Genomic DNA, 11554 nt, shown 5'->3' on the forward strand with positions numbered 1-11554 from the left:
TCTGTAACTCACGTTTGTTGAAATATGCTGTATTATCGAACAGCGACTAACTGATAACTGATAACTGTTCACTGAATTTAATCGCCACCAAATTCGACCAATTTCCCAATATTAAAATCTATTCTGAGCCAACCTTTTAGCTGTTGCAAATTTTGTAGCAAAAGTAAAGGAATTTGCCAATGATGAACTGTCAAAAAAGGTAGAGGATCACTAAAACTGTAAATTGCATCTTTCCCACCAAAAAAGTTTTTCAACCAGGTTTGCAACTGTGACCAATGACGAATTCCTGTCAATCGCCAAATTTCGTGATAAATCCAGTAGGTAGGCTTACTATTAAAAAGAGGTTGAATTGGTTCTAATTGTGGAATTTCACTCAGATAAGCATCTGCCACACTCGGATGATTGTAGAACATGGTGATGGCAGAATGGGTGCGCGGATTACATTCAATCGCATAGATTGTGCCATCTTCTGCTTGGATAAAGTCAAAAGATACCTGTCCAGTGATACCTAATTCTTTGACAAAGTGTCGCACCCATTCCAGAATTTGGGGATGATCGACATTCTCATAGTTAACTTGGAATGCCGAAGATTCACAACAGCAATGCATTCTCAACTCCCCATTGCGGACAGTGCTGTGGGTGCAAAATTCTTTTCCAGGAATAAATTCTTGCATAATCCACGGCTTTTGGGGACTGATGGGTAAGCTGTTGACAAAATCTGCTGTTACTTCGGGAGTCTCACAAGGAAGTTTGGTTAAATCTAAGCGACGAACAGAGTCATAAGGAATGCTTTTGAGGATGTATTGACGCTTTTCTTGAGAAAAATCAAAGTTGATCACCTGTTCCGGGTCAGTAATTTTGAAAGACTTGGGAACAGATAACCCCAAACTCCGCGCTTTCTCAGCAAAAGCGTATTTATCATCTAACATTTGGGTGACATCTGCGTCGCAGTGAAAAACCTCGCAGTACTTGGATAGTATGGGTTTGGCTAAAGAGTCGTAGTAACTAGCAACCGGACTGCACACAGGTACATAGACATCGATATTTTCTTTTTGAACAATGTCTAATAAGGCTTGGGTATAAGCTTCAGGGTCGGATTGGGGTGTTGGTAGAGTGTAGAAACTACTTACTGCTTTGGAAAATCGATGTCCCGTTAACCAGTATTTGTGAGTTTCTACTAAAACTACTCGATGTCCGGCGGCGTGAAAACTACGGGCTAATTGTAACGCCTTAGTCATTTTACCGCCACTAATCAAGATGTTTTTGGGTTCGGTGGCGATCGCTTGCGATTGATGACCCAGTAACAGCGATACCAACACAATCACAGCATTGATTGGCAATACCAACAACAGCAGTGCAAGCGTACCTACATTTTTCCACAATGCAGATATGCGAAATCCAAGCGGGACTGACTGCGTTTTTGGCGCAGGAGAAGCAACAGAAATAGATTGTGTCATAAATTCACCCTCAAAAAAACCCATCAGCATCACCCAAACCCTATGTTTTTCAAGACAATCGCCGAATTAAAGTCACACCATCACGAAGCGGTAGTATAACTTGTTCAACACGCGGATCTTGGGTAATAATTTGGTTAAATTGAGCGATCGCTTCGCCATTAGCTGTGCGTTGTTCTGGTGGTAGATAAACTTGTCCCTGCATTAAAGTGTTATCTACACAAATGATGCCGTTAGATGCAAGTAGATTCTTATCCAAGATAATCTGGAAATACTGCACATATTCTTTTTTGTCAGCGTCGATGAAGATCAAATCAAATGATTCACCTGCTGCTGCAAGTTTTTGCAGAGTTTCCAAGGCTGATGCTACTTCCACAGTGATTTTATGACCATGGGGTGAGTTCTGGAAACAAGTTTGAGCAAAGCTAGCAACATAAGAATCCACTTCACATGCTACCACTTGTCCATCATCAGGTAATGCCTCTGCCATTGCCAAAGCCGAATACCCGGTGAACATTCCTACTTCCAAGACACTTTGTGCTTTAGTCATGTGAACAAACATTTTGAGTGTTTGTCCTTCAACGTGTCCAGAAAGCATTTCCTGTTCTAGTTGACGCACTGTTTCACCATCAGTGAAACGTTGTGTCCAGTCTTCTTTGGTAGTTTTTTGTATCAGTGCTGCTAAGGCGTCAGATTCAGGAGTGGTGTGTTCACTAATATAAGGTTCTAAACCCGCCGCTAATTGATACGCCTGTCGCAGCGCAGTGACAACAGTTTCAGGAGTATTTCCTGATTCTGCCAAAGCTAGGGTTTTTTGTAGTTGTTCGACCAATATCCCGTGGGGAGTTACGGGTCTAGGTGTGTTCTTTTTAACAACGTTAGGCACGATTCTAGACTCCTACCATCTCAGATTGTTCTGCACTGATATAGGCGTCAATCCCATCTCCACCACGAGGATATGTTGCACACAAAGATTTATGTGCAATCAAAGCTTGATGTAGTTCTTCACGGGTAAGATCGTTGACAAAGAAACACTCACCAATAGGTTTTGGCATTGCGGCGCGTTGTTTACCGTCTCTTGTCTGGGTGATAGATTGGGTAGCGTACCATAACAAATCGCTATCTAGAAGGGGATGATTGAGGGCTAAACCTATACGACTCATCAATTCAAGAATGCGATCGCGATCGGCTACTGTAATATATCCACGTCGTTCAGCAATAGTTGCTGATAGCGCCATATCTATGTTGACAGCATGACCATGATATAGGGGAACGCGCGGTGCTAATTCCAGTGTCGGACTCCAAGTATGACCATAAGCAATGACGCGATCTAAATCTAGTTCATGCAGATTTGGAGTTTCTAACTCCAGCATGGTTTTAATTGCTTCGTAGTTCACTTTATGAGCAATTTCTTGCAGTTCTGGCGTACCGTTGAGATACCCAAAGTGTGTATGCAGTAAATCTTCTCCGTACTCATATAGCAAGTTAAAAACTTCTGCATTTGCTACCACCGCAATTTTCACCAGTTCCGCCATTCCATTACGGACTTGGGCTGTTGGTAGTGTTTTGAGGAAGGAAAAGTCTAGAATGACTTTCTTTGGTGCATGGTAAGCACCCAGGCGATTTTTCAGCTTTTTATGATTGACTGCTACTTTAATAGCAATCCCAGCATCTATCAAACCAATCAAAGTCGTGGGAATGCGGATATAGTTAGTACTGCGACGATAAGCCGCACAAGCAAAACCTACAACATCAGTAACTAAACCACCGCCAACTACTAAAACAGGTTCTTTACGAATTAAGCCAAAATCAGCAAACGCATCAATTACTTGCTCAAAAGTTGCCATGGTTTTGGCAGTTTCAGTAATAGTAATTGGAAACACAGTTAAGTCAATGTCATAGTAACGAAAATATGACTTAATTTGGTCTCCATACAAACGGTAGACATTATCATCAACAACAGTCAAGCAGCGTCCAAATTTCTGATAACTATCAGCAATTTCTGTATTTTTTATATTGAATACACCATTCACATAAACCAGGCTAAAATCTATCTTTTCGTAGCCAGTCACATGAAATGCTGTCTCAGTAGCTGCAAAAGTAGCGTGAGGTGTACCCATTAGTTTTGCCTTTTGTGTATGAATTTTCGAGTGAATCTGAATCAATATCCATGTTGAATGTTGATTGCTTTTTTACTCAAGGTTACAAGCAAGTCACAACAACCTATAACTAGAAAAATTACTATTTATTCCTGATTCATTTTGGATATTGATCAACAATGAACAATCACAATTTTCAAGCTATCTTTATAAATCCTCACTACATAATACACGGATCTGTAGATAGCGTAGAAAACTCTGTTCAATACCTAATTACAATCAAATAAAGATCACATAAAAACAACATCTATTTTTTACACAGATGCATTATTAATCTATGCTGCCAAAGGCTAACAACTTGAGTTAAACTCCAGTTGTTATAACCATTACCTAATAAAGCTTTTAACCATTCAAAACAAGAAAAGCTCTAAGCCGTTTTTAGTATACATGCAATATCTGATAGTAACAAGGTACGAATATTGAAATGATGTTACTAGTAATGAAAATATGAAATTTTTCCGTTATGGCTGCTCTTCCACTGCTATGATTTGCAGGACTTTTAGTGTGGAAAACCTTTTGTGCTTGTCTCCTAGCTTCCACTTAAGATTACAGCCCTGATTAATATTCAGTTCGCTGTTTTTTAACATTTATCTAGAACCTTAATAGTGGTGTCAAAACTGATACTCTGCCATGCCTAAAAAGGCTGGAAATGTTATTCAAGCTGAAAGCCGAATCAATCGCAATTACTTTGTCATTATTCAAAGCGATAATCAGAGATAAGTGTTTAACTTAACTCCATGGAACAAAAATGAATTAATGAGTATCCTTAACAAAATTTAGCTTAACTCTAATATAGAAAATATCTACCAAAATATATATTAGGATAATTTATTAGAATCTCGAACTTAAATAACCATAAAATATGAATTATCAAGCTGCAAAATATGGTATGTGACGTTCTGAAAATTTTTTTTAGATTCAGTCAATATCTGACAAGAAAATATAGATAGAGCCAAAACCTCCACCAAGTTTACTATTTGGAACTTTAAATTACCGAATATTGTTACTTTCTGAGAAAATATGGGAACTATATATCTAGAGTATGATTTATATTTGTCAATTAAGTAGTAATGTTAGCTTCCTCTCGTCAAAGTATAGGTGCATTTTTTTCAGCTTGTCTGTGTATTTTAGGTGTTTCTTTGTTGCAATTTCCACACATGCAACAACTAATCTCTAGTCATAAAACTGCTTCATTAGCAAGTTTAGAACGAGAAATAAACGCAGAAAAACTTCGGTTGAATTTGCTCAAAAAAATGCCGCATTTTGGTTATAATAATTTGATAGCAAACTGCGTATATCTAGATTTTTTGCAATACTTTGGTGATGACGAAGTCCGCGCGAAAACAGGTTACAGTCTTAGTCCCGAATATTTTGAAGTCATCTTGAAACGCGATCCGCGATTTTTAGAAGCTTACCTGAGTCTTTCTACCAGTACTTCTATGTATGCTGCCATGCCAGAGCGTTCCATAGCATTAATGAAAACTGGCTTAAAGTCTCTTTCCCCTTGGGTTCCCTCCAAGTCCTATTATGTGTGGCGTTATAAAGGCATTGACGAATTATTATTTTTAGGAGATTCTCAGAATGCCAAACAATCTTTTCAACAAGCTGCTAACTGGGCAAATAACCATACAGATGAAGAGAGTAAACAAGTCGCGGAATTTTCCCAAAAAACAGCTGACTTTTTAGAACGTAATCCTGATAGTAAATATGCTCAGATTGCTACCTGGATGATGGTATTAAATAATCAGGTTGACGAAAAAACCCACCAAAGAGCAATTATTGCCATAGAAACATTCGGAGGAAAAGTCATCAAAAATCCTGACGGTTCCACCAGGATTAGATTACCTAAACAAGATTGAGTCAATAGTCATTTGTCATTTGTTATTGTTATTGTTCTTGAATTTTGAATTTTGAATTGATGTGTCTCCCTTATCCCCGATCCCCTTCCACTGGTACAACGGCAAATTAATCCATTCCCAAACCCTAGAGTTACCCATAGACGATCCGGGTTTACTCTACGGGGCAACTGTGTTTACAACTTTGCGGGTTTATAATCAATCTTTGGAGCATCGACTAACTAACTGGCAAGCCCACTACGATCGCCTGAAATTTAGTTTGCAAGCTTTTGACTGGTGCGAACCACAACAAAAGCGATTACGTCAAGGTGCAGAATTGCTCACAATGCATTTCCCCATCCTCAGAATCTCTGTATTTCCTGATGGGCGAGAATGGATTACTGGTAGGGAATTACCAAAAGACTTAACAGAAAAACAAAATCATGGGGTATCTGCTACCTTATCGCTCCCAAAATACTATCGGAGTTTACCCGATCACAAGACTGGCAATTATCTCAGTGCTTGGCTAGCGAAAAATAGCGCTCAAAAACTAGACATCCAAGAAGCAATATTAGTAGATAGTCTAGGAAATTGGCTAGAAACAAGTACAGGTAATCTTTTCGGTTGGTGCGATGGTTGTTGGTGGACACCTCTCCTGACAATGGGAATTTTACCCGGAATAATGCGATCGCAACTTATCAACTATTTGAAACAACAGCAGCCATTACGAGAGGAACCCTGGACACCGGAACTAGTCAAAAAAATGGAAGCGATCGCCTATTGTAACAGTGTGGTCGAAATTGTTCCTATCCACACCGTCATTCAGCCTACAGGATCGCTACAATATAATCCCCACCATACTTGTTTTCAAAAAATACGGAGATTTTTACTAGCATTGTAGGTGTGGAATTTGGTATACCTTAAGATAAGTTAACATAATTCTTAAAATGCCCTCGCACGACAAACTTAGGAGGATTGACCTCAGTGAATAATAAACGATGGAGAAATGCGGGGCTGTACGCACTGCTTTTTATTGTTGTCGTTGCTTTGGGAACAGCTTTCTTTGACAAGCAACCCCAAAGTAGAGAGACATGGCGATACAGTCAATTTATTCAAGAAGTCCGAAACAACAAGGTAGAAAAAGTCAGTATTAGTGCGGATAGGTCTACAGCTATAGTCACGCCCAAATTTGACTCTAAAAAGAAATTGGTGACTTTGGTTAACGACCCCAATCTGATCAACGAACTTAATGAAAAAGGCGTTGATATTATTGTTCTACCTCAAACAGACGAAGGATTCTGGTTTAAGGCACTAAGTAGCTTATTCTTCCCCGTATTACTTCTAGTTGGTTTGTTTTTCTTATTACGCCGCGCCCAAAATGGACCTGGTAGCCAAGCGATGAACTTTGGTAAATCCAAGGCCAGAGTGCAAATGGAACCACAAACCCAAGTTACCTTCGGGGATGTTGCTGGTATTGACCAAGCCAAGCTGGAATTAAACGAAGTCGTAGACTTTTTGAAAAATGCCGATCGCTTCACTGCTGTTGGAGCCAAAATTCCTAAAGGCGTTTTGTTAGTAGGCCCTCCAGGAACAGGTAAAACACTATTGGCTCGTGCTGTAGCAGGCGAAGCAGGTGTCCCCTTCTTCTCTATCTCTGGTTCTGAGTTCGTAGAAATGTTTGTAGGTGTGGGTGCATCCCGCGTTCGCGACTTATTCGAGCAAGCCAAAGCCAATGCGCCTTGTATCGTCTTCATCGATGAAATTGACGCTGTTGGTCGTCAGCGAGGTGCAGGTTTAGGTGGTGGTAACGATGAACGAGAACAAACCCTCAATCAGTTACTCACAGAAATGGACGGTTTCGAAGGTAACACTGGTATTATTATTATCGCTGCTACTAACCGCCCCGACGTTCTAGATGCAGCCTTGTTGCGTCCCGGTCGCTTCGACCGTCAAGTTGTTGTAGACCGCCCAGACTACTCCGGACGTGTGGAAATTCTCAAAGTTCACGCCCGTGGCAAAACTCTGGCAAAAGATGTGGACTTAGATAAAATTGCCCGTCGCAGTCCTGGTTTTACAGGTGCGGATCTATCAAATCTGCTCAACGAAGCTGCGATTCTGGCTGCACGTCGCAACCTGACCGAAATTTCGATGGATGAAATCAACGATGCGATTGATCGCGTTTTGGCAGGTCCAGAAAAGAAAGACCGAGTCATGAGCGAAAAACGCAAGGAATTGGTCGCATATCACGAAGCTGGTCACGCTTTGGTTGGTGCTTTAATGCCAGACTATGACCCAGTGCAAAAAATTAGCATTATTCCTCGTGGTCGTGCTGGTGGTTTAACTTGGTTTACCCCCAGCGAAGACCGTATGGATAGCGGTTTGTATAGCCGTTCCTATCTAGAGAATCAGATGGCTGTGGCCTTAGGTGGTCGTATTGCTGAAGAATTAATCTTTGGTGAAGAAGAAGTCACAACAGGTGCTTCTAACGACCTGCAACAAGTAGCACGTGTTGCTCGCCAAATGGTAACTCGATTTGGTATGAGTGAAAGACTTGGCCCAGTTGCCCTTGGTCGTCAGCAAGGCAATATGTTCTTAGGTCGGGATATCATGTCAGAACGTGATTTTTCCGAAGAAACTGCTGCTGCTGTTGATGAAGAAGTCCGTCAATTAGTAGATTCAGCTTACGCCCGTGCCAAGAAAGTATTGACACAGAACCGCCACGTTCTCGATCAACTTGCAGAAATGTTAGTTGAGAAAGAAACTGTAGACGCTGAGGAGTTGCAAGACTTGTTGGCAAACAACGATGTGAAAACAGCAGCGTTTGCGTAATGATTGAAGATTTAGGAGTTAATATAAATAACTCCTAATTTACTAGTCTAAATTACTCACAATAAGCAGGGAATTCTTGAATTTTATGGAAATTCCCTGTTTTTTTTGACATTACACAATATCGCCCGCTCGATTAAACCCCAGCGATCGCTTGAATTGAGGAAACAAAAATCGTTTGGATGGCATCAATTTTTTTCAACGCAACTACAGCAGAAAGCGTAGCCAAACTGAGAAGAAAGCTGTTAAAATCTAAACCACCTTTAACCAATGCAGACTCCGTTTCAGATAAGTCTGCAAAATAACTTTGTTCCAGAGAAATATCAGATATTGCAATTCTAGTCATGATATGTTTATGCTTTACATTTGTTCACGTTTGTAATTGACATGAACTCAGATTTTCCACCTGGCTAATATCTCATCAGAAAATAAATTTTCTTGGCAATAGCTCAAGAATTCGTTTCCTTGACGTTGTTGAGACTGGTGCAAAATCTAAGTAAATTTTTTCTGTAGCAAATGTTATTCGCTCCAAACTCTGGATAACGAAAATACCCTGATAAATGAGTCTATATTTTGGATGTAGGGTTTTAACTTACTTTCACCCTTACTAAATCAGTATAGTATAAATTACTCAGTATATTGTTAAAAATTTAATAAACTTCTTTGTATTTACTTAGAGCTTGCTTCCCTCAGGGTAATTTCGCGTCTCTACATGTCCAAAATTATGAGGAAAAATTCTTAACCGAACCGTATTGGAGGTGTAAGAGGAGTAAAAATTTATGCTCTCGTTGTGAACAATTGCCTCTGGGATGATTTTGAGCATAGCTGGCTCTAGCTTTGATGCTACGAGTGGAACATTTTTGATTTTTGTAAATTAATCGTTGAGTATGTTTAACTGGATTTTCAGAGTTTCACTGAAGCAGAATTAATTAACTCTAACTATCGTACTCATTTAGTGCAAAGCAAGGCAAATATAGCCATGAAACGCAGATAGATACATAACTAAAAATTTAGATAACGCCAAGAAAAAATTTAATAATGTTAGAATTTAACAGATTTAGATACAGTAAATTACACTCTTTATTTAGTCAGCGTCATTTAATAATCAAAGTGTGAGGAGGATTGAAACTTTATGCGAGTATTACTCGTCTATCCGATATTTCCCAAAACTTTTTGGTCATATGAAAAGATATTAGCATTAGTAAATCGAAAAGTTTTGCTGCCACCATTAGGTTTGGTAACTGTAGCCGCGATTTTGCCCCAGGAATGGGAATTTAAATTAGTGGATCGTAACATTCGTCCAGTGACAGAAGCAGAATGGGCTTGGGCAGATTTAGTAATTTTCTCAGCAATGATTGTCCAAAAACAAGATTTGCTTGATCAAATTCGAGAAGCAAAAAAACGTGGGAAGTTAGTTGCTGTGGGTGGTCCTTATCCTACTTCTACACCAACTGAACCAAAAGCAGCTGGCGCAGATTTTCTGATTTTGGATGAAGGAGAAATTACCCTCCCGATGTTTGTCGAAGCAATTCAACGGGGAGAAACATCTGGTACTTTACGGGCTACAGAAAAGCCAGATGTCACTTCAACTCCGATTCCTCGCTTTGATTTGCTAGATTTTGATGCTTACGACATGATGTCAATTCAATTTTCGCGCGGCTGTCCTTTTCAGTGCGAATTTTGTGACATTATTGTTCTTTATGGTCGCAAACCTCGTACCAAAACACCAGCCCAACTATTATCAGAGTTGGATTATCTCTATGAATTAGGTTGGCGGCGGGGTGTTTTCATGGTGGATGATAACTTTATTGGCAACAAACGTAATGTTAAGTTGTTGCTCAAAGAGTTAAAAGTTTGGATGCAACAACATAATTATCCCTTCCGCTTTGACACCGAAGCATCCGTTGACTTAGCCCAAGATCCAGAATTGATGGAATTAATGGTAGAATGCGGTTTTGCGGCGGTGTTCTTGGGAATTGAAACACCGGATGAAGAAAGTCTGCAAATGACGAAAAAGTTTCAAAATACCCGCAATTCTTTAGTTGAATCTGTGCAAAGCATTATCAAAACAGGTTTGCGTCCTATGGCGGGATTTATTATTGGTTTTGATGGTGAAAAAACAGGCGCAGGCGATCGCATTGTCCGTTTTGCAGAACAAGCAGCAATTCCTTCCACTACTTTTGCCATGTTACAAGCGCTACCAGATACAGCCTTGTGGCATCGCCTCAAAAAAGAAGGACGACTGCGGGAAAACAAAGATGGCAACATCAACCAAACTACTTTGATGAACTTTATTGCCACTCGTCCCCTGGAAGAAATTGCCAGAGAATATGTTGAAGCATTTTGTGATTTATATGACCCAGTTAAATACTTAGACCGCACCTATCGTTGTTTTCTCATGATGGGTACACCAAAATGGAAAGCACCCTTTAAAATGCCAGAGTGGGTAGTTATCAAAGCCTTGTTAATTGTGATTTGGCGCCAAGGAATCAAACGGGAAACTCGTTGGAAATTCTGGCATCATCTCTTTAGCATTATTAAGCATAACCCTGGTGTTGCTGAACATTACCTGGCTACCTGCGCCCACAACGAACATTTCCTAGAGTATCGCCAAATTGTTCGAGATCAAATTGAATCCCAGTTAGCAGAATATCTCGCCCAAGGTGCAGAAAAGCCCTATGTGCCAGAAAAGGAAAAAACACAAGTGTTAGCTGGTTAAGTTGGGAGCATCGCAATTTTTGAAACTCTAAACAAGATCCCCGATTTTTGATAAAAATCGGGGATTTTGATGCGTAGACGCGCAGCGACTTGTCGTCATATCAGGTTCGCTTGATTACTTCTAATTCCCTTTGAACCCCACCCCGGTTTTGTCTAACGCCAAAACCTCCCCTCCCCGCGTGCGGGGAGGGGATTAAGGGGTGGGGTACAATGACTGTGGGAAGTATAACTAATTACCCGAACTTGATATCAGACATCGCGCTTTCAAATTCTCTATTGAGCGATCGCGTTTCAAATGAGAAATTCCAAGCGTGAAGTACCCCTTTTCGCTTCGCTGAAAAAGGGGCGTGTCCTTTTTCATTAAAATGAGACAATTCAGGTTTGAAACAAGAAACTCCGAGCTTGAAACAAGAAACTCCGAGCTTGAAACAAGAAACTCCGAGCTTGAAACAAGAAACTCCGAGCTTGAAACAAGAAACTCCGAGCTTGAAACAAGAAACTCCGAGCTTGAAACAAGAAACTCCGAGCTTGAAACAAGAAACTCCGAGCTTGAAACAAGAAA

The 11554-nt window shown here is 40.2% G+C and carries 9 protein-coding genes; 5 read left to right on the plus strand and 4 right to left on the minus strand.

The window, feature by feature from the left end:
• Positions 1–77 precede the first annotated feature (77 nt).
• Genes AC5JMK_RS18385 through AC5JMK_RS18395 form a run of 3 tightly spaced genes read right to left on the minus strand, consistent with a single transcriptional unit; the run spans position 78 to position 3574 of the window.
• Complete coding sequence (locus AC5JMK_RS18385) at positions 78–1457, minus strand: ATP-grasp domain-containing protein (RefSeq protein ID WP_495910745.1); 1380 nt, start codon at positions 1455–1457, stop codon at positions 78–80.
• A 49-nt stretch (positions 1458–1506) separates the two neighbouring features.
• A complete protein-coding gene (locus AC5JMK_RS18390; protein WP_495910746.1) occupies positions 1507–2340 on the minus strand; it encodes an O-methyltransferase in 834 nt (277 codons plus the stop codon).
• A gap of 4 nt (positions 2341–2344) precedes the next feature.
• Positions 2345–3574, minus strand: a complete 1230-nt coding sequence (locus AC5JMK_RS18395) for a sedoheptulose 7-phosphate cyclase (protein ID WP_096677051.1) — start codon at positions 3572–3574, stop codon at positions 2345–2347.
• 1109 nt (positions 3575–4683) lie between these two features.
• On the opposite strand from AC5JMK_RS18395, the gene AC5JMK_RS18400 reads away from it, so the two are divergent.
• The 3 genes from AC5JMK_RS18400 (at position 4684) to ftsH3 (ending at position 8277) form a co-directional block, all read left to right on the plus strand.
• Positions 4684–5472 (plus strand): hypothetical protein, encoded by a 789-nt coding sequence (locus AC5JMK_RS18400; RefSeq protein WP_495910747.1) that lies wholly within the window; start codon positions 4684–4686, stop codon positions 5470–5472.
• A gap of 79 nt (positions 5473–5551) precedes the next feature.
• Positions 5552–6349: an aminotransferase class IV gene (locus tag AC5JMK_RS18405; RefSeq protein ID WP_495910752.1), complete on the plus strand. Its 798-nt coding sequence runs from the start codon at positions 5552–5554 to the stop codon at positions 6347–6349.
• Positions 6350–6432: 83 nt separating this feature from the next.
• Positions 6433–8277: an ATP-dependent zinc metalloprotease FtsH3 gene (gene ftsH3, locus AC5JMK_RS18410; protein WP_096677053.1), complete on the plus strand. Its 1845-nt coding sequence runs from the start codon at positions 6433–6435 to the stop codon at positions 8275–8277.
• A gap of 133 nt (positions 8278–8410) precedes the next feature.
• Here ftsH3 and AC5JMK_RS18415 read toward each other — a convergent pair whose 3' ends face one another.
• The gene (locus tag AC5JMK_RS18415; protein ID WP_096677054.1) at positions 8411–8620 is read right to left on the minus strand and encodes a hypothetical protein; all 210 of its coding nucleotides are present in this window, start codon (positions 8618–8620) and stop codon (positions 8411–8413) included.
• 786 nt (positions 8621–9406) lie between these two features.
• Here AC5JMK_RS18415 and AC5JMK_RS18420 point away from each other — a divergent pair.
• Positions 9407–10993 (plus strand): B12-binding domain-containing radical SAM protein, encoded by a 1587-nt coding sequence (locus tag AC5JMK_RS18420; RefSeq protein WP_096677055.1) that lies wholly within the window; start codon positions 9407–9409, stop codon positions 10991–10993.
• Between the two features lie 380 nt (positions 10994–11373).
• Positions 11374–11554 (plus strand): hypothetical protein (locus tag AC5JMK_RS18425; protein WP_495910748.1); only part of this gene is annotated, 181 nt, incomplete at its 3' end.

The sequence above is a fragment of the Pelatocladus sp. genome, from assembly GCF_059505505.1.

Coding starts and splice junctions, on each gene's coding strand:
- AC5JMK_RS18385 (WP_495910745.1), bottom strand. CDS start 1,457: ATGACACAATCTATTTCTGTTGCTTCTCCTGCGCCAAAAACGCAGTCA.
- AC5JMK_RS18395 (WP_096677051.1), bottom strand. CDS start 3,574: ATGGGTACACCTCACGCTACTTTTGCAGCTACTGAGACAGCATTTCAT.
- AC5JMK_RS18400 (WP_495910747.1), top strand. CDS start 4,684: ATGTTAGCTTCCTCTCGTCAAAGTATAGGTGCATTTTTTTCAGCTTGT.
- AC5JMK_RS18415 (WP_096677054.1), bottom strand. CDS start 8,620: ATGACTAGAATTGCAATATCTGATATTTCTCTGGAACAAAGTTATTTT.
- AC5JMK_RS18420 (WP_096677055.1), top strand. CDS start 9,407: ATGCGAGTATTACTCGTCTATCCGATATTTCCCAAAACTTTTTGGTCA.